At 39.8% G+C, this 23,426-nt stretch carries 25 protein-coding genes; 15 read left to right on the top strand and 10 right to left on the bottom strand.

Translation table 11 applies throughout. The annotated features are described in order from the left end of the window. Positions 1–32 precede the first annotated feature (32 nt). On the bottom strand, positions 33–314 hold the full coding sequence (rpoZ, locus tag AC1M9E_RS12745; protein WP_035264331.1) for a DNA-directed RNA polymerase subunit omega: 282 nt from the start codon (positions 312–314) through the stop codon (positions 33–35). 75 nt (positions 315–389) lie between these two features. Continuing rightward, the gene (gene gmk / locus AC1M9E_RS12740; RefSeq protein ID WP_035264330.1) at positions 390–1,010 is read right to left on the bottom strand and encodes a guanylate kinase; all 621 of its coding nucleotides are present in this window, start codon (positions 1,008–1,010) and stop codon (positions 390–392) included. Positions 1,011–1,144: 134 nt separating this feature from the next. Here gmk and ispH point away from each other — a divergent pair, with 134 nt between their 5' ends. From ispH to rplS, 12 genes are all read left to right on the top strand, one after another. Beyond that, a complete protein-coding gene (gene ispH / locus AC1M9E_RS12735; RefSeq protein WP_092766665.1) occupies positions 1,145–2,095 on the top strand; it encodes a 4-hydroxy-3-methylbut-2-enyl diphosphate reductase in 951 nt (316 codons plus the stop codon). 153 nt (positions 2,096–2,248) lie between these two features. Beyond that, the gene (locus tag AC1M9E_RS12730; RefSeq protein WP_481587375.1) at positions 2,249–2,680 is read left to right on the top strand and encodes a pilus assembly FimT family protein; all 432 of its coding nucleotides are present in this window, start codon (positions 2,249–2,251) and stop codon (positions 2,678–2,680) included. Further along, complete coding sequence (gene pilV, locus AC1M9E_RS12725; RefSeq protein ID WP_228143086.1) at positions 2,680–3,198, top strand: type IV pilus modification protein PilV; 519 nt, start codon at positions 2,680–2,682, stop codon at positions 3,196–3,198. The genes AC1M9E_RS12730 and pilV overlap by 1 nt, the downstream gene beginning before the upstream one ends. Continuing rightward, positions 3,198–4,235, top strand: a complete 1,038-nt coding sequence (locus tag AC1M9E_RS12720; RefSeq protein ID WP_488224846.1) for a PilW family protein — start codon at positions 3,198–3,200, stop codon at positions 4,233–4,235. The genes pilV and AC1M9E_RS12720 overlap by 1 nt, the downstream gene beginning before the upstream one ends. Continuing rightward, complete coding sequence (locus tag AC1M9E_RS12715; RefSeq protein ID WP_081403224.1) at positions 4,232–4,975, top strand: pilus assembly PilX family protein; 744 nt, start codon at positions 4,232–4,234, stop codon at positions 4,973–4,975. The genes AC1M9E_RS12720 and AC1M9E_RS12715 overlap by 4 nt, the downstream gene beginning before the upstream one ends. Positions 4,976–4,987: 12 nt before the next feature. After that, on the top strand, positions 4,988–8,659 hold the full coding sequence (locus tag AC1M9E_RS12710) for a PilC/PilY family type IV pilus protein (RefSeq protein WP_488224845.1): 3,672 nt from the start codon (positions 4,988–4,990) through the stop codon (positions 8,657–8,659). Between the two features lie 9 nt (positions 8,660–8,668). Next, complete coding sequence (locus AC1M9E_RS12705; RefSeq protein ID WP_180028919.1) at positions 8,669–9,166, top strand: type IV pilin protein; 498 nt, start codon at positions 8,669–8,671, stop codon at positions 9,164–9,166. Beyond that, the gene (locus AC1M9E_RS12700) at positions 9,150–9,614 is read left to right on the top strand and encodes a type IV pilin protein (protein ID WP_481596170.1); all 465 of its coding nucleotides are present in this window, start codon (positions 9,150–9,152) and stop codon (positions 9,612–9,614) included. The genes AC1M9E_RS12705 and AC1M9E_RS12700 overlap by 17 nt, the downstream gene beginning before the upstream one ends. Before the next feature lie 144 nt (positions 9,615–9,758). After that, on the top strand, positions 9,759–10,016 hold the full coding sequence (rpsP, locus tag AC1M9E_RS12695) for a 30S ribosomal protein S16 (protein ID WP_035264308.1): 258 nt from the start codon (positions 9,759–9,761) through the stop codon (positions 10,014–10,016). An 18-nt stretch (positions 10,017–10,034) separates the two neighbouring features. Continuing rightward, positions 10,035–10,583, top strand: a complete 549-nt coding sequence (gene rimM / locus AC1M9E_RS12690; RefSeq protein WP_035264305.1) for a ribosome maturation factor RimM — start codon at positions 10,035–10,037, stop codon at positions 10,581–10,583. A 26-nt stretch (positions 10,584–10,609) separates the two neighbouring features. Beyond that, positions 10,610–11,350 (top strand): tRNA (guanosine(37)-N1)-methyltransferase TrmD, encoded by a 741-nt coding sequence (gene trmD / locus AC1M9E_RS12685; protein WP_481607269.1) that lies wholly within the window; start codon positions 10,610–10,612, stop codon positions 11,348–11,350. Positions 11,351–11,529: 179 nt separating this feature from the next. Continuing rightward, positions 11,530–11,901 carry a 50S ribosomal protein L19 gene (gene rplS, locus AC1M9E_RS12680; RefSeq protein WP_004787066.1) on the top strand — a complete coding sequence of 124 codons (372 nt, stop codon included), beginning with the start codon at positions 11,530–11,532 and terminating at the stop codon, positions 11,899–11,901. 61 nt (positions 11,902–11,962) lie between these two features. Here rplS and AC1M9E_RS12675 read toward each other — a convergent pair whose 3' ends face one another. The 7 genes from AC1M9E_RS12675 to AC1M9E_RS12645 form a co-directional block, all read right to left on the bottom strand. After that, positions 11,963–12,943 (bottom strand): esterase/lipase family protein, encoded by a 981-nt coding sequence (locus AC1M9E_RS12675; RefSeq protein WP_481607270.1) that lies wholly within the window; start codon positions 12,941–12,943, stop codon positions 11,963–11,965. 142 nt (positions 12,944–13,085) lie between these two features. Beyond that, positions 13,086–14,063 carry a lipase family alpha/beta hydrolase gene (locus AC1M9E_RS12670; protein WP_481590092.1) on the bottom strand — a complete coding sequence of 326 codons (978 nt, stop codon included), beginning with the start codon at positions 14,061–14,063 and terminating at the stop codon, positions 13,086–13,088. A gap of 228 nt (positions 14,064–14,291) precedes the next feature. Then, complete coding sequence (locus AC1M9E_RS12665) at positions 14,292–15,266, bottom strand: lipase family alpha/beta hydrolase (RefSeq protein WP_481607272.1); 975 nt, start codon at positions 15,264–15,266, stop codon at positions 14,292–14,294. 158 nt (positions 15,267–15,424) lie between these two features. After that, positions 15,425–16,414 (bottom strand): lipase family alpha/beta hydrolase, encoded by a 990-nt coding sequence (locus tag AC1M9E_RS12660; RefSeq protein ID WP_481607273.1) that lies wholly within the window; start codon positions 16,412–16,414, stop codon positions 15,425–15,427. Positions 16,415–16,635: 221 nt separating this feature from the next. Continuing rightward, positions 16,636–17,619, bottom strand: coding sequence for an esterase/lipase family protein (locus AC1M9E_RS12655; RefSeq protein WP_092766675.1), 984 nt, complete (start codon positions 17,617–17,619; stop codon positions 16,636–16,638). Positions 17,620–17,901: 282 nt separating this feature from the next. Further along, positions 17,902–18,888, bottom strand: coding sequence for a lipase family alpha/beta hydrolase (locus AC1M9E_RS12650; protein ID WP_481607274.1), 987 nt, complete (start codon positions 18,886–18,888; stop codon positions 17,902–17,904). A gap of 37 nt (positions 18,889–18,925) precedes the next feature. Further along, positions 18,926–19,966, bottom strand: coding sequence for a lipase secretion chaperone (locus AC1M9E_RS12645; RefSeq protein ID WP_481607275.1), 1,041 nt, complete (start codon positions 19,964–19,966; stop codon positions 18,926–18,928). A 146-nt stretch (positions 19,967–20,112) separates the two neighbouring features. Here AC1M9E_RS12645 and truB point away from each other — a divergent pair, with 146 nt between their 5' ends. The 3 genes from truB (at position 20,113) to AC1M9E_RS12630 (ending at position 22,405) form a co-directional block, all read left to right on the top strand. Next, entirely contained in the window at positions 20,113–21,018 is a 906-nt protein-coding gene (gene truB / locus AC1M9E_RS12640; RefSeq protein ID WP_481607276.1) for a tRNA pseudouridine(55) synthase TruB, read from the top strand. A gap of 12 nt (positions 21,019–21,030) precedes the next feature. Beyond that, complete coding sequence (locus AC1M9E_RS12635; protein ID WP_481607277.1) at positions 21,031–21,798, top strand: sulfite exporter TauE/SafE family protein; 768 nt, start codon at positions 21,031–21,033, stop codon at positions 21,796–21,798. A 148-nt stretch (positions 21,799–21,946) separates the two neighbouring features. Beyond that, a complete protein-coding gene (locus tag AC1M9E_RS12630; protein ID WP_035264279.1) occupies positions 21,947–22,405 on the top strand; it encodes a hemerythrin domain-containing protein in 459 nt (152 codons plus the stop codon). A gap of 36 nt (positions 22,406–22,441) precedes the next feature. Here AC1M9E_RS12630 and AC1M9E_RS12625 read toward each other — a convergent pair whose 3' ends face one another. Further along, the gene (locus AC1M9E_RS12625) at positions 22,442–23,320 is read right to left on the bottom strand and encodes an EamA family transporter (protein ID WP_481607278.1); all 879 of its coding nucleotides are present in this window, start codon (positions 23,318–23,320) and stop codon (positions 22,442–22,444) included. Positions 23,321–23,426: the final 106 nt, after the last annotated feature.

Below are 23,426 nucleotides of genomic sequence, written 5' to 3'. Positions count from 1 at the left end.
GACTAGGCTCTTTTAAATGCAGGTCTTAAAGCTTATTGGAAAGAAAAACCATCTAAGTTTAAGTTATTTGCAGAAAGTGCTAAATCTAAGCTAGACGTTTGATAATCTTGCTCACGCTGTTTCAAGATATCTTTAGTGACATGACCTTCAGCGATTTCACGTAAAGCAACCACTGTTGGTTTGTCATTGTCCCATTCTACAGTTGGTTCGATACCTTGACGAGCAAGTTGACGCGCGCGTTTGCTTGCCACTAGTACAAGCTCAAAGCGGTTGTCTACATGGTCTAAACAATCTTCAACGGTTACGCGTGCCATAAGAGTTCTCGTATGTATGAAATTTTTTAACAGACTGCGCAGTATAAAATGCTTTGTCTATAGACTCAAGTTTAATCACGAATTCGGTGTGATTAATTTTTGAATTAAATCTTTATGTCGGTGAGCCTGTTGTGATAATGAAAGACGGTTCGCATTAATGACAGACTCAAGATCATGTAAAGCTTTATTAAAATCATCATTCAAGATGATGTAATCGAAGTTTACGTACTGTTGCATATCTTCTACCGCACAACTTAAGCGATGTTCAATCACTTCAACAGAATCTGTACCGCGGTTTGATAGGCGTTGGCGAAGATCAAATTGAGTAGGTGGAAGAATGAAAATTTGTTTTGATTCAGGAAAAAGTTTGCGAACCTGTTCTGCACCTTGCCAATCAATTTCAAGTAAAACATCATGACCCTTTGCAAGTTGTTCTTTTACAGTCGCTTGTGAAGTGCCGTAGTAGTTACCGAAAACTTCCGCGTATTCGATGAAACCACCTTGATTCACTTGCTCAATGAAAGATTCTTTGCTGGTAAAGTGATAATGCACACCATCTAATTCACCAGGGCGTTGACCTCGAGTAGTGTGTGAAACAGAAACGTGTAAATTGCTTACGCGCTCAAGTAGGGCTTTAACTAATGATGTTTTGCCAGTTCCAGAAGCAGCTGAAACGACAAACAAGAGACCCGACATGATATTTTTCCTGATATGATAAAATATCTTCTCTATTTTAGAGCAGAGTGCTTTTAAACTAAATAGCAATTCGCATTTGTTTTAAAAAATATTCTGATTCATTGACCAAATTTTAGCGATCGTTTGAGGGTCTTATGGAAATTGTTTTAGCTAATCCACGTGGTTTCTGTGCTGGTGTAGACCGCGCTATTGCGATCGTTAATCGTGCACTTGAAAGCTTTAATCCTCCCATTTACGTTCGTCATGAAGTGGTACATAACAAATTTGTTGTGGACGATTTACGCCAACGTGGTGCAATTTTTGTAGATGAATTAGATGAAGTTCCTGATGACAATATTGTGATTTTTAGTGCACATGGTGTATCAAAAGCTGTACAACAAGAAGCTGAGCGCCGTGGATTAAAAGTATTTGATGCCACATGTCCTCTCGTGACAAAAGTGCATATCGAAGTAACAAAATATGCGCGTGAAGGGATTGAAGCTATTCTGATTGGTCATGAAGGGCATCCAGAAGTTGAAGGCACCATGGGTCAATATGATCTAAAAAATGGTGGTGCAATTTATCTGGTTGAAGATGAAGATGATGTTGCTGCTTTACAGGTGAATAATCCTAATAAGTTAGCATTTGTCACTCAAACGACACTTTCAATTGATGATACTGCAAAGGTCATTGATGCATTGCGTGCTAAATTCCCAGCGATCCAAGGGCCGCGTAAAGATGATATCTGCTATGCAACTCAAAACCGTCAAGATGCGGTCCGTGATTTAGCGACTCAATGTGATGTCGTTTTAGTTGTTGGTTCTCCAAACTCTTCGAACTCTAATCGTCTTCGTGAATTGGCAGAGCGAATGGGTAAGCATGCTTATCTCGTAGATAATGCGGATGAGCTGAAAAAGGAATGGTTTGCTGAAACCACTAAAATTGGTGTTACCGCAGGTGCTTCAGCACCTGAAATTTTGATTAAACAAGTGATTCAGCGTCTACAAGATTGGGGTGCTACGTCACCACAGGAATTAAATGGGCGAGAAGAGAACATAACCTTTAGCTTGCCTAAAGAATTGAGAATTCAAGTTACTCAAGCTTAATAATGAATTATCAATGACATAGCAGGATAAGTGAACAGATTGCAAAAGCGTGATCTTATCCTCATTTTAATACCATTTGTCATAACTGTGTTGGTTTTATAATTATAAAATATTACTTTTGTAACATTAATAAATAAATACAAAAGTTTGAATATGAAAGACTTACAACGGGGCTTTACCATTATTGAGCTGTTGATTACCACAATTGTGCTATCAATCACAGCAACCATGGCTATTCCATCTTTTAAAAATCTTGTTGCGCAATATCGCCTAAATTCAGATGTGCGTGAATTATCAAGCGTGCTGATGATGGCGCGTAATCAAGCAACATTGTTAAGAAAAGATGTGACTGTAGATCTTAAGTCGAATCAATCAGATAGCAGTACAATCTTTCATTGGACACCCAAAGCGCAAAATAAATTGACTTCATCACAAGAAAAAGTCACATTCTGGATGGATGGGGGAATTTCTGACTTTACATCTGACATAAATTTTTCTATTTGTAATAAGGTGTTAGGTGTTTCTAAAACGATAGCAATAACAAGAATGGGAACACAATATTTAAAAGCAGAGGGGACATGCTAATGCGTGCTGCGCAACAGGGGGTAGGAATGATCGAAATTCTAGTTGCCTTATTGGTTTTGGCCATTGGGGTATTGGGGTTTTCATTTTTACAAATGCGCGCAATTGATGCTTCACATGAAGCAATGTCTAAATTACAAGCCATGAATTTAGCGCGTGACTTATCTGAGAAGATACGTGCGAACTCAAATGCTTATACTCAGTATCAAGCTAGAATAAATGCAGAAACACAAACAACTACAGCCAAATCATGTGTGCAAAAAGGAACGACGAATCCATGTGTTCAAGCAGCCGATTTTGCCCATTATGATGCTGCCCAGATAATAAAAAATGCCAATGGTCTTGGTATGAGTATCAAAATGCCGAATTGCCAAGTCAGTAATAATTTGCAATCTCGCCGATGCATTTACGTAGCCTGGGGAAAAACAAAACCTATCGATGATGCTTCTGCAAAAGATGCATGTACCCATGGTGGAAGTTATTTACCAAAAGCGCAATGCATCGTTATGGAGCTTTATTGATGCAGCATCGTAGGTATACACAAAAAGGTTTGACGCTAGTCGAGCTTATGATCGCTTTGGTGCTTGGATTATTGATTACCGCTGCTGCGGTACATCTGTTTTTTACAGGGCAGATGGGATTCACGATGCAGAAAGGGATGTCGGAGGTTCAAGATAACGGCAACTTCGGTCTGCGCTTTCTTACTTATGAAATTCGTAAAGCAAATTATGGTCAAGTAAATATCATAAATGATCGTTTGACGCATGGTGGCATTGTTATCACTTCAGCTCAGTCTCCAGTGGTGCCTAAATCTGGTGATTTGGCATTTAATGCGACCAATATTCCCGTCAATATTTCACGAAATATTCCAAATACGGAGGTTGTGCCTGTATCGCAATCTGGTATGCCGAGTAATATAGAGTTGGTTTCCGCTGAATCTTCACAACCTGCTCAAGCGGGAATGAGCGACCAATTGGTCATGCAGTTTTATGCTGATACACAAGGTGTGGATTGTGAAGGTAATAATTACGATGCTGGACGATATATTGTTCAACGTTTTTTTCTACGTAAAGATGCAAATGCAAATATTCAAAAAGAACCACACGATGCATTGGTCTTGGCCTGTGAAGCAGGGTGGTACACGCGTAACAGCACTCAAATTTTAAAAAATTTTAATAATAAACAGACTGTCTTTGGAACAACGAATGGTGAAATTTTGATGCATCGTGTTGATCACTTTCACTATCTGTTGGGGATTTCTAATGACGATAATACGGCACAGCAAAGATATATAAGTATTGAAGATTATAAAAAGCTCAATGTTTATCCACGGCCACGCATCAATTCAATACAGGTCGGTTTATTAGTAAGGTCATCTGAGAATGTAGGTCAAAATCAAGCAATTTCTCCTCATCAAGAATTTGAAGTTCTTGATCAAAAAGTAAAATTAAAAAAAGCACAAAAAACCGTCGCGACTAAATTTATTCGACAAGTCATTACACAAACGATCGCGATTCGAAATGGTATGAGTGTGATGGATTCAGCGGAGGGCTTATGATTCAACATCAACGTGGTGCAACGCTGATTGTGGTACTGATTATGTTAGTTCTGCTCACCATTATTGGTACTTGGGCGATTCGACAAAGTATGGTGAGTTTGAATATCACCACCAACAGCCAAGCGCAACAATTGTTAATGCAATCTTCCGATACTGTTTTTTATCGATTGGGGCATGGCGGCTATGCTGCCTCCAGTGGTAACCCTCTGAGCTTAATTGGTTACTCGATTCAGAATGAAGGTGACGAAGTCGTATTCTGTTTTAGAAACCAATCCAATAGTGCGATGTTTAATGTTTCCAACAGTAGTGTATTGCGTTGGAATGAAGCAATGAGTGATGTCTCAGTCGATGGTGTTTCTGGGTTTTGTTCCTTATCAAACGATGGGGATTATGCCAGTGCTCGTAAGGCGCAACTAACTCAGGTGTCTGTAATCGTAAGCCCTCCATCAGACAGTGATCATGATATCCCACTTTCAAACGCAAACGTTGGAACTGACACTGAAAGTATAGGACAACCTTCTGATACTAAAAAAATAACAGTCTATTCAACATCGCTCTTACCCGCATTGTCTTCGACAGATTTAACGGATGAAATCCATCTTTGTTTGCGCCGACCACATACAGCACCATTGGTGGGTAATGCACAAACCATTTCATCTTGTTTAAAGGATATTGGTGTGCCGTATAACACCCAAATTCAAAGTTACATTTTTGATGCTTATCAGCGCGCTGAATCTTAATGGGGATGTGTTGTGAATAAAAAGATAAAGAATCATTTTACAAAAAAGATGATTGCGCAAAGTATTGCAGTCGTGATGGCATTGGGTGCGATCCCAATGCAAATGAACGCCAGTGATCTACAAATTTATCAAAATCCTGTAGCAAAAAATAATCCGATTATCATGTTGGCGATTGATAACTCGATGAGTATGAGTGCAGTAGATGCAACTTATAAAGGTCAAAGTGTTAGCCGTTTAAATGCCTTAAAAAACTCATTGGTAGATGCCTTAAATGCAAAGGACTTATCAGGAAATTATCGTATTCCAGATAATGTTTATATTGGGGTGTCGGTGTTTACGTCAACGGGTGAAATAGGGACAACAGAAGATTGGTTAAGCTATGGTGAAAATGCTCGTTCATCTAAAATCTTACTAGAAGCAAAACAACTTACACCTGCTCACCGTACGGATTTAATCAATAAAATTAATAGTATTGGAGCCGTAGGTAGTACGCCCACACCCCTATTACTCTCAGAAACTTATGCGTATTTACTAGGAAATCGTACCTTTGGGGCTAACCTAAAAGGCATCGATTTACTTCCTTCATCTAAATATTCTAATTATAGCCGTGGTTTATCTGGAGCATCATTTGCGCCAGCGGACATTCGCAAAGCGGATGGTAGTTATAGAGCGCCACTCAACAAGTTGAATAACAGTGATGCCCAATGTAGTACGCAAGGTGTTTTTTTCTTAACAGATGGGGCGCCAGTTGGTTTGAGACCAAAGACGGTACTCCCTGTCATGCAAAATGCGTTGGCAGATGACAGCTTTACTTGTGAAGGCTCGCCCTTAAAAGATGTCTATTACAATTACGGTAATGCCAAAGGTGCCAGTGGTGCCGCGACCTTCAATGGCGAGTTTAAGGAAATGGCGACGCAGCCATATCGTTTTTATGAAGATGATATTGGTAATGCTGTGTCAGCCAATCAAACCACCTGGCAAAACCGTAGTTCATGGGCTTGCGTAGGTAAGATGGTTCAGCGTTTGGCAAATCAAACACAGATGACCAGCGATGCGAATCAGAAGCGTGTTTATACATCTACTGTAGGTTTTGGTCCCTTATTCCAAAAGCATCCACGAGAAACCTGTCGTGATTATGACAATGACGGGCTATACGATCATTGTACTTTTGATAGTAGCTATACAGGTTCTGGAAATGACATTTCCAATAGTATGAATGCTCAAGCATTAAAACAGTTGGGGAATGTGATTGGTAAAGGGGATACCTACGGGACTCGCCAAGAAATTGGGGGGTATACCCAAGCGACTTCTGGTGAAGATATTCAGAATGCATTAAATACCTTCTTGGTTGCGGTCTCTCACGGTAACTTTGAGGCTGCTAGTTTTGGTACTTATGTGGTGCCATTTGACCGTTTATCAACAAGTTCAGCATATCCTTATGTGTTCGCACCGCAGTTTCAACCACAGGTGAGCACAGCAAATTCGGTATTGGCTTCCACACATCAATTATGGTTAGGGAACTTAAAGAAATACAGTATTAACGCTCAAGCTGTGATGATTGATCGTGCGGGGAAAGAGGTACTTGATCGATCAGGTGCAATACGAACCAATACGCAGGATTTTTGGAACAATACTGGAATAGATGATGGTTTGAGTGCAATTCAAGGGGGCGTGTTCTCTCGGATTGTCACACCTTCACCGCTAGCAGGTGTTACTGCTGCAGACAAAATAAAAACGCGTCCGTTATTCACCAATGCGACGATTGCCACAACGGGTGATCAAGCAAAACGATTGGTAGGTTCTGAGAATGGACAACTGACGAAATTAACGACACAGAATGTGCTGGCCGCGACCTATATTGATTCAACAAAGTCGGGGTGGCGACAAAATGTATATCAACCCTATTTACTGTCGGCTTTGGGTTATCGACTTGATAAAAACTACTTAAGTAGCTTACCTGCTGGATACATTTGGAATGATCTAAATAAGGTTAAAGATCTTAAGGTGATGCAGCAAATGGGAGGCGTTGTTCACTCGGAACCATTGTTGGTGACGCTCGAAGCAAAATATAACGCGGGGTCTGGTACTATATTAGCGAATACCCGTAATGCGACTCATCGAAAAGATTACGTGGTATTTGGGACGATGCAAGGATTATTGCATGTTGTGGATCAAGAAACTGGTGAAGAGGCATTTAGTTTCTTACCTCATGAAATGGTTCAAGATCCAAGTCGACGAGACGCGTTACTTGAACAGTCCAATACATTATTGTCATCTGCGCATCCTATTTATGGCATGGATGGATCATGGACTTCAGATGTTCAATATAAGATTGATCAGAACAACAATAAGTTTATTGCTGCGAAAGCCAACATTTATGGTGGTATGCGCATGGGTGGGCGTAGTTATTATGCCTTGGATATGAAAAATCCGAACCAACCTGAATTACTTTTCCATGTTGATCCAAGTTCTGGAACGATAAAGAGTAAATCAACATCAGTGAGCGGCACAAATCAATCAGATGCCTTAAAAGCTATGGGATATAGTTGGTCTAAACCTACCATTGCTAAAATTCGTTTTGACGGCAAAGTTAAAACGGTCATGATTGTGGGTGGTGGCTATGATATGGCCTATGAAACGGATGGTTATCAGCCTCAATCTGTATTAACTGGTCAACGAGCTAATCAAGGGGCGGGCGTCTATATTTTTGATGCTGAAACGGGCGAATTATTGTGGAATGCACGCTATGGCAACCAATCGAATCAAACCAGTGTTGATGTTAAGCATGCTGAGATGAAATATAGTGTGGTCAGTCAAATTAAAGCATTTGACCGCAATACGGATGGTTTGATCGATCACCTATATTTTGGTGATTTAGGTGGGCAAGTGTGGCGCGTCGATCTCAATAATCGTCTTGGAACGAATACAACCGCGTTTGGACGAGTGACACGTCTTGCTGATTTTAGTGCGTATCACCAACGTTTTTATGAAATGCCTGCTTTGACCATCCATGATCTGAATGGTGAGCGATTTGGTGCGGTGAGTATTGCGTCAGGAAATCGCAGCTTTCCTTTAAATACCAGCAATATTTATGACAATCGAGTCTATGTGTTACATGATTATGACTTGGCAGAACCGAATTTATTTCAAGCGAATTTTGCTAAAACACAAAACCTTACCGAAGCTCATTTAACTGCATGGTCTAATTTATCAGGTACAACAGTGCCACATCTGATGAACCGTAATAAGCGTGGTTGGTTCTATGTGCTGCAACGAACAACGTCTAAAAACGAAACAGCGAATACTGGTACAGTTAAAGCATTAAATGGTTATATTGCGATCGCAAATAGTCAAAGTCATTCAGATTTATATGTGTCTTTATACAATCCAAATGATGCGTCGTCACAACAACCGAACCAATGTACTGGGGGCATTAAAGGAGCAAGTCGTACCTTAAAGCTTTGCTTGCCGTATGGTGTTTGTGGAGATGCTGGATCAACGTCTAATCTTCAAAATAAAATTGTGGCAGAAATCTCAGACACTAAGTCTGATGGGATTAGTAAGCTAAACAGCGTACCTATTGTCCAGAATGGTAAAAAGAAAACGACTTTGCTGGGCGGTGGTTATACCAACTACATCACAACCAAAGTGCTGAAAGCTTATAACTGGTTTGAGCGTCAGTAGGTGGTTACCATGAATCAAAAAGGTTTTACGCTGATTGAGTTGATGGTTGTTGTAGTGATAATTGCCATATTGATGACAATCGCAGTGCCATCTTACCAAAGTTATTTAAAACGTAATGCTGCTGCACAGGCTCAGCAAGAAGTATCCAAAATTATTGAACAACTTGAACGCTATAAAAGTCGTAGTTTTTCCTATCGAGGTTTTGATGCGAAGTATATCTACGATCAAGATACTTCAATGACGAGTATTTCCCTGCCTGATGCGAAGAAACCAAAATATGTGATTAGTATTGCCGATATCAGTGAAAAAACACCTAAAACCTTATTAAGTTCAGATCAGGGCTTGGGACGGGCATGGGGGATTCGAGCTGTACCAACGCAGACAGGCTATGATGCGTTTTTGGCGACGAGTCAGGGTATTCGTTGTAAAACAGAATATTTGGTGGAAAATGACTTAAAAGAAGTCAATGCATATACAGGATGTGGTGCAAATGCAAAACAATGGTAATTCAGGATTTACTTTAGTAGAGATTATGATTGCAGTGGTCATCATTGGAATTTTAGCCATGATTGCCTATCCGTCCTACCAAGAATATGTTCGTAAAACTAAACGTGTCGAAGTAAAAACCACATTGGCAGATATTGCAGCTCGACTTCAGCACTATCAGGTTGCGAATTACAGTTATATTAAACCGGATGGCAAAGCAGTCACGTTGGCTGAATTGGGATTTCAGACCAATGCGCAAAATCGAGTTGAAGTTCCGTATTATGATCCTGTCTATACGGTTGGTATATCAGATGTAACCAACAACAGTTGGGTGTTGAGTGCAGTGCCTGTGAGTGGAAAATTGATGCAAACAGATGGTCACTTTGTCATAAATGAAGCCAATGAAAAATGTTGGGTGAAAGCAGCTTCTTGTACACCTTCTTCAAGTACAAACTGGGATGGAAAATAAATTTAAATTCAAAAATGTGGATAAATAATTTTTGAGCTTTCAATCGGATCAAAGTTCACGTAAAATACTGCCCTCTATGAAAGGGGTTTGAAATGTATCGATGGTCGGTGCAGGGATAATCCGTAAAAACTATAAGGTTCTATCATGGTTGTTATTCGTCTTGCACGCGGTGGTGCTAAAAAACGTCCGTTCTATCAAATCATCGTGACTGATAGCCGTAATGCACGTGACGGTCGTTTCATCGAACGTATCGGTTTCTTCAACCCTACAGCTCAAGGTAAAGCAGAAAAACTTCGTTTAGATGCTGATCGTTTCGCTCACTGGGTTGCTCAAGGTGCTCAACCTTCTGAACGTGTTGCTTCATTAGCTGCTCAAGCTAAAAAAGCTGCAGCTGCTGTTTAATACGGTAGAAGCTAGCCCATGACACCAACACAGAATGTTCCCGAAGATCGTATTCAGATTGGACAGCTACGTTCAGCTTATGGATTAAATGGGTGGCTCTGGGTCTATTCCAACACAGAACCTATGAGCAACATATTTGACTATCTGCCTTGGTACATCGAGACCAAAGCAGGTTGGCAAATTGTAGATGTGAAACGTTGGAAGCCACATGGTAAAGGCTTAGTTGTTTCGCTGAAAGGTGTGAGTGATCGTACTGCAGCAGACAATTTAGTTGGCGCAAATATCTGGATTTCTAAATCGCAACTGCCTCAACCAGGCGTGGACGAGTATTATTGGTCTGATCTAAAGGGTCTAACAGTGTTAGGTCTGGATGATGAAGAGCAAGAAGTCAATCTTGGTCAAATCCACGAATTGTTTGAAACAGGTGCTAACGATGTGATGGTAGTTCGCGCAACTGCTGACAGTGTCGATGGCGAAGAGCGAATGATTCCATGGCATAAAGATGTGGTGCAACGCGTTGATCTCGAAACTGGTCGTATCTATGTCAATTGGGGCGTAGATTACTAATATTTTCGGAAATACGGGAGTCTGCGATGTTTTTTGCAGTCATTACGCTTTTTCCTGAAATGTTTGAAGCGATTACAAGTTTTGGTATTAGCGGTCGCGCAGCGAAACGCGATTTAATGCAAATTCATTGTATTAATCCTCGTGATTTTGCAACAGGGAACTACAAACGAGTGGATGAGCGTCCATTTGGTGGTGGTCCTGGTATGGTGATGATGGCTGAGCCATTGGCAAAAGCAATTCATCGTGCCAAAGAGCTTGCAACGCGAGCAGGTGCTGTTCATGTACCTGTGGTGTATATGTCGCCACAAGGTAAAACCTTAAATGAACCTTCAGTACAAGATTTCGTGCAATATGACGGATTAATTGTATTGTGTGGTCGTTATGAAGGTGTTGATGAGCGTTTGATCCAAAAATATGTTGATCAGGAATGGTCCATAGGGGATTACGTTTTATCTGGGGGAGAACTGCCTGCGATGGTTTTATTGGACAGTATTATTCGGAGACTTCCGGGTGCAATGTCTGATGCACAATCACACGTTCAAGACTCATTTGTGGATGGTTTACTCGACTGTCCGCAATATACAAAGCCAGATCATTTTGAAGGTTTGGATGTGCCTGAGGTACTAAAATCAGGTCATCATGCAAATATTGAAAAATGGCGTTTTTTGCAGCGCTATCAACGAACGCTTGAACGTCGACCTGAATTGGTTGAAAAAGTTGAGTTGACGAAGCAGCAAAAGAAATGGCTCAAAGATTCGCAAAAATAAATCTTTTAGATTTATTTAAGCAAATATGACCTCAAGCATATTGCTTGAAGTATTAAATAGGCTCTTTATGCATTGAAGCGGTCAAGCATGAAGGGAAAGTCAATCGGGTCTATGCGCCTTAGCCTCTAGCCCCAGTGGATATCAGACCTCTTCTGACCCACACATATTGGAGATACCCCATGAGCGGTAAGCATCCTTTAGTACAAGCTGTAGAAAATGCTCAGCTTAAACAAGACATCCCAGCTTTTGCACCAGGTGACACAGTAGTTGTCCAAGTAAAAGTAAAAGAAGGCGACCGTGAACGTCTACAAGCGTTCGAAGGCGTTGTAATCGCTAAGAAAAACCGTGGTTTGAACTCTGCGTTCACAGTACGTAAAATTTCTAGCGGTGTTGGTGTTGAGCGTGTTTTCCAAACTCATTCACCAATCGTAGCTAAAATCGAAGTTAAACGTCGTGGTGACGTTCGTCGTGCTAAACTTTATTACCTACGTGAACTTTCTGGTAAAGCTGCACGTATTCGTGAAAAGTTACCAGCTCGTAAACAAGGTTAATTTTAGCCTTGCTTCGAAGCAAAAAAATGCGCCTTTTGGCGCATTTTTTTATGATCAAAACTTACAAACCTTGAATCTTCAAACGATTGGCATGTTGTCTAAAGATTGATACTGGATCAGGAGCAAAGAAGCCTTTAAGCCCAAGTATTTGATTGACTTCATCAAAATGATTTAAGTTGTAATTATCACGAATTACTTTGCCGTATTTAGCACTACAAATAGGCACGAGACCATCGTGATTGCGTTCATTAGGCATAATCGCTGTCCCTAAGACAACAATTGCGGTATCTAAAATATCGAGAACATTGGTCACCTTTGAAGAACCAATCCAAGAATAATGATATACGCCGTTAGCCGTTTGTGATGAACCGTTAGAATTACAGTCTTTTGGGATCGCAGCAGAAGAGAACTTTTGATTAAATTCTAAAGAACCTTTTACAGAAAGATCATACATGGATTGTTCGTAATTAACGCTAAGACTTGGATTACCTTCCATAATTGAAATTGCAGGTGCCAAAATATCACCAATAACTAATTTTGCTACACTATTAAGCACTTTACTATTTACGAAAGTATCTCCTAGGGGAGAGCCCTTAATACTGCCTGCAACAGCAGTTAGAGAGGCAACTTTCTTAGGAGCAATGGCTTCAACGTAACGTACAGTAGGTCCTCCATGACTATGGCCGATCAAATTGACCTTGTCTTTACCCGTAATAGCTAAAGCTGTTTCCACTTGTTGTAACAGTTGCTCACCACGAACCACAGTTGATTCGACAGGAGACATTTGAGCGACAAAAACACGTGCACCATTTCGTGCGAGGTCAGGGGTAATTTGATAGAACTGATCTAAACCGAAATGTGCTGTACCAATGCGGCTAAAACCTAATGCAAAGCCATGGGCCATTACAATAGGGTACTTAGTTTGCGCATAATTGGTATTTACGTATTTAGCTTCGACATCGATCAGGCCGGAAGCATATGTAAGTTGAGATAATCCTACGAGACTTAGCAGAAGTGCTGGGATCATTTTTTTTGTTTTCATTTTTTCTTCCTTAAAAAGACAATATTTATTGTCAAAAAATATTGTAAAAAAAAACTAAACAAAAATAAGATAAATCCGACTAAATGTTAATCATTATTAAACTGAAAGAAAGGGTGAAAATCTCACCCTTTGTGTTTAGGTTTTATAGCCCTTGGAGTTTAAGTCGATTTGCATGCTGACGATAAACATCTACAGCGCTTGGTGCAAAAATGCTTTTTAAACCGAGTAGATGGTTAATTTCATCTAAATGATTCCATTTATAATTATCACGAATGACCTTGCCAAATCGAGCAGAGCAACGCCCTACAATTCCATCTCCATCTTTTTCAGCCAAAAGAGAAGAAGCTAACATGCCATAATCAGATGGATCTAAAGCGGTATTAAATGGAGAGTTACCCATAAATGAATAATAATGAGTATTGTTGACACGATAAGCCCCTTCACCACATTGGGTTGTAGGTACACCATTTGGAAAATTCTGACTAAATTTGAGTGATTCTTTCGTTCCTAAACTTTGTAGGGCTGCTTTAGCATCATAAGGAAAGACTTTTGGATCAAGACCAGATGCGAATGTAATCACTGGCGATACCAGATTGTCAAAAATCGCGCGAGCAGGTGCTTCTAAAATATTACCTACCAGAACACCTTCTAGTATATCAGCCATTCTTGCTCCTTGATTTCCAGAAGCAATTGTCGTAACAGATGCGACATGATCAGGTATAACACCTGCAATATATCGAACAGTCTGACCACCATGACTATGTCCGATTAAATTCACTTTTTGCTTACCGGTAATGGCAAGTATCTCTTCAACTTGACTCAGTGCTTGTTCGCCTCGCACTTCACTTGAGTTCATCGTTGAAACACGTGTTTGCCAGATGTTTGCACCATTTCGAGCAAGATCAGGAGTGATCTGATAAAAGTAGTCAACACCGACCATACTACCAAAGCCAAATAAGCCATGGGCAAGCACAATAGGGTATTGGGTTTGTGCATAATTTGATTTAGGTGTTTTGACGGTATGGTTAACGGCTAAATCTTTAATTTGCGTTGAGGCTTGTGCAACAGGAAGAAAACATGAACCTATGCATAGGCTCATGACTATTTTTTTTAGTTTCATTTTCGATACTCATTCAGTGATTCGTTTATTTTTATGATTCAGGCGATATCCATCGCCATAATTTAAGATACTAAAATTGTGACTTAAGTCTATAAAAAAGAGATAAAGTGCAAATTTATTGATATAAATTGGATGGGTGACTCATTTATAGGATAGATATGTCATCCTAATGAGGGCTATTTAAACAGTCTGGACCCATCTAGAGATGAGTGCAGACAAAAAAATATATTAGAGACCTTGTTGTTTAAGGCGATTTGCATGTTGACGATACATCGAGACTGGATCTGGCGCAAAGACACTTTTTAAACCAAGCACTTGATTGACTTCATCTAGATGATTCCAATTAAGATCATCACGGATGGTTTTACCGAATTTCGCACTACAGCGTGAAACTAGACCATCATTCTCTTGACCACCATCAATTAATAAACTGGTAATTTTTAAAGCTGAGTCTACATCAAGTGGGTTTGTGACCGTTCCGATACCCGTAAAGGAATAGTTATATATTCCTTGTTCACGATATAAACCTTCAGAGCATGAGTTTTGAGGAACGCCTATAGGATATTTTTGATTAAATATTGTTGATCCTGCTAAGCTCAAACTATTGGCTCCCGCAAGTGAGTCATGAGGGAAGGATACTGGATCAAGTTCCTGTGCCCAAATAATAGCTTTAGACAGTAGATTGACTACAGCCACAATAGGTGTTTCAAGGATTGGTGCTGTATCACGAATTTTTAATATAAAATCAGACACTGGTGAGCCTTGATGTGGTGCCCCAATCGCTGTCATTGATGCGACTAATTCAGGTCTTACACCTGCGACATATCGAATTGTGGGCCCGCCGTGAGAGTGACCGATTAGATTGACCTTAGGCGATCCAGTGAGTGCAATGACTTCTTCAACTTGATGTAAAAGTTGCTCACCCCGAATTTCTGATGAGTTAAATGGCGATACACGGGAAGCCCATACATTTGCACCGTTACGGGCGAGATCAGGTAAAATTTGATACCAATAATCTACACCGAGTGGATCAGTGCCAATACGGATAAAACCAGACATTCCGTGACTAAATACGATTGGATACTGGGTTTTTGCATAAGTAGTTTGAAATTTTGAAGTCACTTGTTCAGGTGCTGTAGCAGCGTAACTCGTGCCAATTAAACATGCGAAAGAGAGGCATGTCCCCAAAATAAATTTTCTCATCTCTATTCCTTAGATGGATTGAAATACTCGACAATTTCCGTTGTCACAATAAGAGTATAGCGAAGTAAGAGGAAAGAAAAGTGGATTTAAATTTTAGGGAACGATTTTTAAGATAAGCCTCCATAATTTCGTGATGACCGTATGGAGGCTTGAGAAGATTATAGTCCTTGAAGTTTCAAACGATTTGCGTGTTGTCGATAAACCGATACTGGATCTGCTGCAAAAATGCTAGTCATTCCCATCATTTGATTGACCTCATCTAAATGATTCCAACGGTAATCATCCCGAATCGTTTGTCCGAAGCGAGCACTGCAAACTGGGACTAAACCATCATTTGCACCTTCCTTAGATACAATGAAAGATGCCGCTTGCATTGCATAATCCGATGGATCAAGGGCATTGGTAAACGGTGTATTACCAGTAAATGAATACATACGTATGCCATTGACTTGATATGCACCCTCACCACATTTTGTGGTTGGTACACCAGCAGGGAAACGTTGTGTAAATGCTAATGAGCCTGCTGTAGATAAACTTTTAGCCGAGGCAAGCGAATCATGTGGTAGGCTTTTCGCATTTAATCCTTGTGCCCAAACAATTGCTCCCGAGACAAAATTCATCGCTGTCGCAAGCACAGTATCAAGTCCTGTTCCTTCTGAACGCAAGATAAAGTCTGCCATAGGTGATCCTTTATTTACACCAGCGACAGTGGTCATGGATGCCACATGTTCAGGAATTGTTCCACCAATATAACGTATTGATGGTCCACCTTGACTATGCCCAATTAAGTTCACTTTTTGTGCACCAGTAATGGCTAAAATATCTTCAACTTGTTGAAGCAATTGCTCTCCACGAATTTCGTTGGAGTTGAATGGAGATACTCGTGTAGGCCAGACATTAGCACCATTACGCGCTAGATCTGGCAGGATTTGGTGCCAATAATCTAAACCAAAGCTCTCTGTACCAAGACGGACAAATCCTGTTAGTCCGTGTGCAAATACGATTGGGTATTTAGTTTTTGCGTAGGTATTGTATTTGCCAAGTGTCGAGGTTACAGGTTTCACTTCTAATGCAGAAGCATTAGATAATTGAGTCGTTAAGCAAGCTGCAGACGTAAGTAGGCACGCCATAATTTTGTTGTATTTCATCATCATCCTCAACTTTTTATTATCAAACCCTAATCCTAGAGTTAAATTGATTATAGTGATGTAAATCACATTTTAAATATCGAATAGATGAATGGTAAATTTTTAAGGTTAAAAAAGAGAGGTAGATTTGATCAATGAACTATCTTGATGAAGATTTGAATCTGCTTTCAAATCCAGCCTAATGAATTTGAAAGCAATTACTCAATTAAAGAGCTAGAGATTTAAAGTCCTTGTAATTTAAGGCGGTTGGCGTGCTGTCTATAAACTGCAACTGGGTCAGGAGCAAAAAATCCTTTAATTCCGAACAGCAAGTTCACCTCATCTAAATGATTCCACGGAAAGTCATCACGAATAGTTTTACCAAAATGGGCACTACAAACTGGAACGATGCCATCATTTTTTCCTGCTTTATGAACCGACAAACGGTCAAGTAGAACCATGACAGGGTCACCTAGATCCAAGGCATTCGTAAAAGGCTTGTTTCCTGTCATTGAATATAAATGAATTCCTTTTTCTTGATAAGCACCTTCGCCACAGTGGGTTAATGGTAAACCGAGAGGGAATTTTTGATTAAACAAGGCAGTTCCTTCAACAGATGTACTCACACCAGCGGCCATCGCATCATGTGGGAACGTATCAGCAGGAAGACCTTGCGCCCACATAATGACTTTACCAAAAGTGCTGATGAGAACATTCAGTAGCTCTGATGTTCCTGTTTTATCTGCGATTTTTAATACATCTGACGCGATGATTGTACCTTTGTTGGCACCGGCTACAGTCATCACCGATGCAACATGTTCAGGCATTACACCTGCGGCATAACGAACAGAGTTTGCACCATGACTATGACCAATCAGATTGAGTTTGTCAGCACCAGTAATCGCCATGACTTCTTCAAGTTGTTGAACATATTGTTCACCTCGGACTTCAGAAGAATTGAAAGGAGACATTCTAGCCGCCCATGTGTTTGCACCGTTTCTCGCTAGATCAGGTAAAATTTGATACCAGTAATCCATGCCTAGACTTTCAGTGCCCAAACGTATAAATCCAACCATTCCATGAGCGAATACAATAGGATATTTCGTTTTGGCATAGTCAGATTTGACACTTGAGACTTTGATCTGTTGAGCTTGAGTAGCATAAGTTGTCGTAGATGTTAGACATAGCGCTGTCACCAGCGAGCCTAGAATGTGTTTTATTTTCATTATTATTCCTAGTTTTTAGTGAATCTATGATGTTCTTCCAGATGAACATACAGAAGACCTTAAAAGATGTTATTGAATGCAACAAGATACAAAAAATGCCAATTTAGCTTGCCGAATTAACATATAAAAAGCAAAAAAGAATCAAAAGTTGAAATAATTAAAGGATTTAATCATTAGCAAATGTGTTCAAAAAGCATTATTTAAATTTTGTCGAGAGTCGCTGATGGTCGGAAAAGCTATTCTGATGAATAGCTTTCCATTTGACTGCGCTATTTTGTGCGTCTAGAGTCCTGTCAGTTTCAAACGATTGGCATGTTGGCGATAAAGTGAAATAGGATCTGGGGCAAATAAACCTCTGAGACCGAACATCATATTAGCTAAATCGGTATGATTTAGTTTGTAATCATCACGAATCACACGTCCAATATGCGTGCTACAGCGTCCAACCATGCCATCATTATCTTTATTGCCATACGCTAAAGGCCCGAGCTGCATTAAAATGGTATCGATATCTAAGAGGTTGGTGGTTTGTGCAACACCAGTCCAAGAATAATAAAAGATTCCGTTGTCTATTGGGCTGCCTAAACGAGTACAACTTGACGCGAGAGCTTTTGTTGGAAAACGTTCATTAAATGCAGCAGAGCCTGTTTCAGTTAATGATTTCATCGAAGCATCAAAGCTGATCGGCATATCAGGACGACCTTGTGCATAAGCAATTAATGGGGGAATGATGTAATCCCCTAAAATATTAAATATTGTTCGAGTTGCTTCATTATTTTGAATTTTATCTGCGACCATAGAACCTCTGAAAGTCCCTCCTACACCAGTAACAGAAGCAACATAGTCGGGTTTTACTGCTGCAACATAACGTACAGTCGGTCCGCCGTGCGAATGACCAATCAAATTGACCTTTTTCTGCCCAGTGATCGCAATTACTTCTTCAACCTGAGAAATTAATTGTTCTCCTCGAAATTCAGTCGTATGAGCAGGTGAGAGTTGTGCTGCAAAAACGCGTGCACCATTGCGCGATAGATCAGGTAAGATTTGATACCAATAGTCAATATTGAATGTTTCATTGCCTATGCGAGACCAGCCTAACCAACCGTGTGTCATCACAATAGGATATTTGGTTTTTGCGTAACTACCGATCTTTGTCTCATTTACTTCGAGTAATCCCGGACCTGCGTGGGCAGTGAATGAGCCTGATAAGCATAGCGTTATGACGAATGCTAACGTCGTAGGTATCAATTTAAGTTTTAAGTTTTTCATCGTTCTTCCCTGTGAATGAATGTGTTCCTTGAAGAGATTAATCGGCAAAAGGAAGTTGACCGCCTTGATCATGAACTTGCTCGAATGTTTCTACCCGAAGTTGCTCTTGTGAATTATTAAAATGTTGAGAACGGAGGCGTTGTACAGCTTCCTGCTTTGCACTAGGGCTCATATTACTTTTGACAATGCTGTCACGCTCAGACAAATATTGATTGACTTTGCTTTTCCAATTTAAGCGCCGTCCATCAAGATTTTCTAGACGTTGTGTTGCTTCAGGACCCACTAAGCTGAGACGCATTTGACGAATTTCTTCTGCGCTACCACCACGAGCTTTAATTTCTGCAGTTAATTGACGCAGATCTTCAAGTTGAGAAAGTTGTTTTAAATTTTCTTTCCAATCTTCAGGTAGATCATTGAATAGTTCTTTTAATTTATCGGCTTTTTGTTTTTCAGATAAATTTTTATCTTCCATAACACTCATTCGAGCCAAGGTATAATCATGATATTCATCTTCGATACCAAATAAACCTTCAATTTCATAGTCTGAAAAAAATTGTTTACGGAATGATTTCATCTGATTAAAAATAGCTTTGTAATACTGCGCACTTTCTTTGTCATGGTTTGGTGGTGTTAGGTCACCCATTTTTTCACGATATTGAACATAACGTGACCATAAATCTGTCAGTTGACCTAGTAATGGTTCTTGATAGGTGCTTTGAGCAAATTTAATAAAATCAGCCTTGATTTGCGGAATCTCTTTTTCGCCGTATTGGGTAATAAAAAACTCAAAACAGTTCTTAGTATTTTCATTCACAATCAAACGGTTGGCGTTATCGGTTTGGATTTGACAATTGATTTGAATATCTTGCTGACTTTTACTTGCAAAGCTAGAACCATTCACGGTTGTACTTTGTTGTAGCGCCATATTTTCTGATTGAATTTCGGCATCTTGTGCTGCTCGTTGTGAGTTTTCAGCAGATTCAGCTGAGTCAGGTTTCAACCATTGAAAGAGAAGGAATAAAACGATCAGACACGCCACAATCAGCAGTGTAATTTTAAATTTAGCTTTTGAATTCATTTCACATCCTATGAAATCATTTAGTTATTATTAATGGTGTAGAATAATTTGCCACAAATGTCACATTTTATGCATAAAAATTTAATCAATATTCGATAAATGGATTTGATAAAATAGCAGTATTTTACTGATCTGAATATTATCTAATGTCTGCTAAATCTCCAAAAATTACTCGACGTCTTATAAGTGGTGTATTTCTACTCAACAAACCTTTGGGGATTAGCTCAAATGCAGCATTGCAAAAAGTGCGTTGGCTCTATCGTGCTGAAAAAGGTGGTCATACTGGCGCTTTAGATCCATTAGCATCAGGCTTACTCCCGATTTGCTTAGGTGAAGCGACCAAGTTTTCACACTTTTTACTGGAATCTACTAAACGTTATCAAACGACGATTCAATTGGGAAATAGTACAACTACAGGTGATGTCGAGGGTGAAGTTTTGCTCGAAGCACAACCGATTGAACTTAACGAAGATAAAATTCAAAGCGTGATTCAGCAATTCGTTGGAGACATTCAACAAGTTCCTCCAATGTATTCTGCTTTAAAGAAAGAAGGTCGTCCTTTGTATGAGCTGGCGCGTAAAGGAATTGAAATCGAACGTGAGGCTCGTCCAATTCATATTTTCGCGATTGAACTGATGTCTTTCACTCAAGATTCAATTACTTTGGATGTGACATGCTCAAAAGGAACGTATATCCGAGTATTGGGAGAGGATATTGCTAAAGCTTTAGGAAGTTATGGGCACTTAACATATTTACATCGTATTCAAACTGGACATTTTGGTATTGTGCCAGAGTACACCATTGAATACTTAGAAAGTCTAACTGAACAACAACGTGAAGCATTGTTGTTACCTGCTTATGCGCCTGTGGATCATTTTCCAAAAGTTCAAGTACCAGAAGGTCGTGCAGAATATTTTTGTCGTGGGATGGAAAGCAATATTGATCATCCTGCCGAATCTCAAGTCCTCGTTTTTGACGAAAAAAAGTGTTTAGGTTTAGCTGAAATTACTGATAAAAAACGTCTAGTTCCTAAACGTGTATTAAATTTATAAGCGAACTCAATTATGGAATTAGACATCATCCTCAGCCTGATTTTTTTTGCATTTTGCGCAGGCGCAATTGATGCAGCAGTCGGTGGTGGTGGTCTCATTCAGATTCCAGCATTGATGAGTGCTTTTCCTCATATGGCGCCAGCAACATTATTTGGCACCAATAAGCTAGCTGCGGTTGTTGGAACAGCAACATCTGCGTGGACTTTCGCTAAAAAAGTTAAGTTTGAATGGAAGTTATTACTGGTGGTGGCGATATGTGCTGCCATCAGTTCTTTTGCGGGAGCTGCCAGTGTTTCCATGATTCCGAAATCAATCTTGCAGCCCTTTGTCTTGGTGATGCTGATTGTGATGGCAATTTACACATTGTCAAAGAAGGAGTTTGGACAGGTTCATATTGCACAAACGGTAAACACTAAAATTCTGATCTTGGCTGGAATAGGAAGTTTGGCGATTGGGTTTTATGACGGATTATTCGGTCCGGGAACGGGAAGTTTTTTTATTTTTTATTTTATTCGATATTTACAAGTCGATTTTTTGCATGCAGCAGCTTTGGCCAAGATTGGTAATGTGATGACCAATTTAGCCGCTCTTACATTCTTTATTCCTGCAGGCCACATTTTATTTGCAGTAGGTGCCATGATGGCTGTCGCTAATATGATCGGCTCGATTGTCGGGGTGAAGTTGGCGCTTAAATACGGTAGCGGTTTTATTCGTATTCTGTTTTTAATTCTGGTATCTATTTTAATTGTTCGATTAAGTTATCAGATGATCTTAATGTAAACCATTCTCAACATTAAACTTTTCTATACAAATCGCTTATTAAACCTATCACGAAGTTATCGACTAAGCTCTTATAGTAAGTTGAGTGTTTTGAAGATCATTCAAGTTTTTCTTTTTTCAAATCATATTTATAAGACAGGATAACAAGATGAATATTTTTGAAGCTTTACGTGAAAGTCATGATGTTCAACGTGAACTTGCTGAGAAGCTGGTTCAAACTTCAGGGGACACGCCAGAACGCCGAACATTATTTGAGCAACTAAAAAATGAATTGTTTGCTCATGCAGTGGCAGAAGACCGATACTTCTATATTCCACTGATGATGACCGATTCAGGTTTGAATATTACGCGTCATGCATTAGCTGAACATCATGAAATGGACGAACTACTTGAGCAACTCACCGAAACTGAATTCAGTAATCCAGGATGGTTAGCCATCGCGAAAAAATTGTCAGAAACCGTGCATCATCATCTTGAAGAAGAAGAGCATGGCTTTTTTCAGCAAGCAGGAAAAATTCTAGAGGATAAACAAAAAGAGAGTTTGGCTAAAAAATATCAAACTGAATATAAGAAATATAAGAAATTAGATAAAGACAGTTTGGTTTAATCCCATGATAAAAAAAGATGGCATGTGCCATCTTTTTTATGTTTCTATGCCATGTGATTTCATTCTAGCAGCGCGATAAGTAACACCAATTGATGCAATCATAATACAACCCAAAGCAACGGCTTGTAATAAGGTAATGTGTTCATTCAACAGTAACCAACCTGTCAATGCGCCTAATGCTGGTGACAAACTTGATAGCGTTCCATAAGACATTTTACTTAAATTCTTTAATGCCAATAAATCCAATGCATAGGGAATGGCTGTAGCCAAAAGCGCAATGACGATGGCTTGTGGCCAATATTCAAATTGAACTAATGCGTATGGATTATGAACCATACTGATCGGTAATAATGTCAACGCTGAGAGGACGATTGCAATGCTGAGAGCATGCATGCCGATATTCTGCCGAACGACTTTCTGTCCAAAATAAATATAGAATGCCCAACAAACGCCCGCACCAATGGCCATAGCAGCCCCAAGATATGAAAAGTTAGTCGCATTGGCATCTTGCCAAGGCACCATCAGTGCTACACCGAAAATTGCCAGGATGACCCAAATGTAATCACTTCGATGTTGGATTGACAGTAAAGCCAACGTGAGTGGGCCTAGGAACTCAAGTCCTACTGCAATCCCTTGTGGTAGTTTTCCTAATGATGCATAAAACAAGACATTCATTAAAGCGACTGAACCACTATAAAAGAGAAGATCTTTCCATTTTAAATAAGGAAGGCGACGAAGAATTTTCCATGAACGGAACATCAATACAACCATAATTGATGCAAAGCATAGACGTAAAGTGACCACAGTAAATGGATCTAAAACTTCAAAAAGCTGCTTTGCGAAGGATGCACTAATTTGATAGGCGATCATGGATAAGACCATGAACAGCACGGCAGTGAGTTGAGCATTTGGCATTGGGAAAACGAAGCCGAATTAAAAAGAGTGAGACTGCTCAAATTTTAACATTATTATGATGACCACAGTGCTTCAATCCATCATGGAAAATGTAGTTTAAATTAAG

The organism is Acinetobacter sp. 24-47-47 (assembly GCF_057737035.1).
Note: the sequence above shows the minus strand (reverse complement) of the source record. Positions and strands in the feature narration are given on the sequence as shown.

Excerpts from the sequence above, each read along its gene's own strand:
- rpoZ (WP_035264331.1), bottom strand. The coding sequence starts at position 314 with ATGGCACGCGTAACCGTTGAAGATTGTTTAGACCATGTAGACAACCGC.
- gmk (WP_035264330.1), bottom strand. The coding sequence starts at position 1,010 with ATGTCGGGTCTCTTGTTTGTCGTTTCAGCTGCTTCTGGAACTGGCAAA.
- ispH (WP_092766665.1), top strand. The coding sequence starts at position 1,145 with ATGGAAATTGTTTTAGCTAATCCACGTGGTTTCTGTGCTGGTGTAGAC.
- AC1M9E_RS12730 (WP_481587375.1), top strand. The coding sequence starts at position 2,249 with ATGAAAGACTTACAACGGGGCTTTACCATTATTGAGCTGTTGATTACC.
- pilV (WP_228143086.1), top strand. The coding sequence starts at position 2,680 with ATGCGTGCTGCGCAACAGGGGGTAGGAATGATCGAAATTCTAGTTGCC.
- AC1M9E_RS12720 (WP_488224846.1), top strand. The coding sequence starts at position 3,198 with ATGCAGCATCGTAGGTATACACAAAAAGGTTTGACGCTAGTCGAGCTT.
- AC1M9E_RS12715 (WP_081403224.1), top strand. The coding sequence starts at position 4,232 with ATGATTCAACATCAACGTGGTGCAACGCTGATTGTGGTACTGATTATG.
- AC1M9E_RS12705 (WP_180028919.1), top strand. The coding sequence starts at position 8,669 with ATGAATCAAAAAGGTTTTACGCTGATTGAGTTGATGGTTGTTGTAGTG.
- AC1M9E_RS12700 (WP_481596170.1), top strand. The coding sequence starts at position 9,150 with ATGCAAAACAATGGTAATTCAGGATTTACTTTAGTAGAGATTATGATT.
- rpsP (WP_035264308.1), top strand. The coding sequence starts at position 9,759 with ATGGTTGTTATTCGTCTTGCACGCGGTGGTGCTAAAAAACGTCCGTTC.
- rimM (WP_035264305.1), top strand. The coding sequence starts at position 10,035 with ATGACACCAACACAGAATGTTCCCGAAGATCGTATTCAGATTGGACAG.
- trmD (WP_481607269.1), top strand. The coding sequence starts at position 10,610 with ATGTTTTTTGCAGTCATTACGCTTTTTCCTGAAATGTTTGAAGCGATT.
- rplS (WP_004787066.1), top strand. The coding sequence starts at position 11,530 with ATGAGCGGTAAGCATCCTTTAGTACAAGCTGTAGAAAATGCTCAGCTT.
- AC1M9E_RS12675 (WP_481607270.1), bottom strand. The coding sequence starts at position 12,943 with ATGAAAACAAAAAAAATGATCCCAGCACTTCTGCTAAGTCTCGTAGGA.
- AC1M9E_RS12670 (WP_481590092.1), bottom strand. The coding sequence starts at position 14,063 with ATGAAACTAAAAAAAATAGTCATGAGCCTATGCATAGGTTCATGTTTT.
- AC1M9E_RS12665 (WP_481607272.1), bottom strand. The coding sequence starts at position 15,266 with ATGAGAAAATTTATTTTGGGGACATGCCTCTCTTTCGCATGTTTAATT.
- AC1M9E_RS12660 (WP_481607273.1), bottom strand. The coding sequence starts at position 16,414 with ATGAAATACAACAAAATTATGGCGTGCCTACTTACGTCTGCAGCTTGC.
- AC1M9E_RS12655 (WP_092766675.1), bottom strand. The coding sequence starts at position 17,619 with ATGAAAATAAAACACATTCTAGGCTCGCTGGTGACAGCGCTATGTCTA.
- AC1M9E_RS12650 (WP_481607274.1), bottom strand. The coding sequence starts at position 18,888 with ATGAAAAACTTAAAACTTAAATTGATACCTACGACGTTAGCATTCGTC.
- AC1M9E_RS12645 (WP_481607275.1), bottom strand. The coding sequence starts at position 19,966 with ATGAATTCAAAAGCTAAATTTAAAATTACACTGCTGATTGTGGCGTGT.
- truB (WP_481607276.1), top strand. The coding sequence starts at position 20,113 with ATGTCTGCTAAATCTCCAAAAATTACTCGACGTCTTATAAGTGGTGTA.
- AC1M9E_RS12635 (WP_481607277.1), top strand. The coding sequence starts at position 21,031 with ATGGAATTAGACATCATCCTCAGCCTGATTTTTTTTGCATTTTGCGCA.
- AC1M9E_RS12630 (WP_035264279.1), top strand. The coding sequence starts at position 21,947 with ATGAATATTTTTGAAGCTTTACGTGAAAGTCATGATGTTCAACGTGAA.
- AC1M9E_RS12625 (WP_481607278.1), bottom strand. The coding sequence starts at position 23,320 with ATGCCAAATGCTCAACTCACTGCCGTGCTGTTCATGGTCTTATCCATG.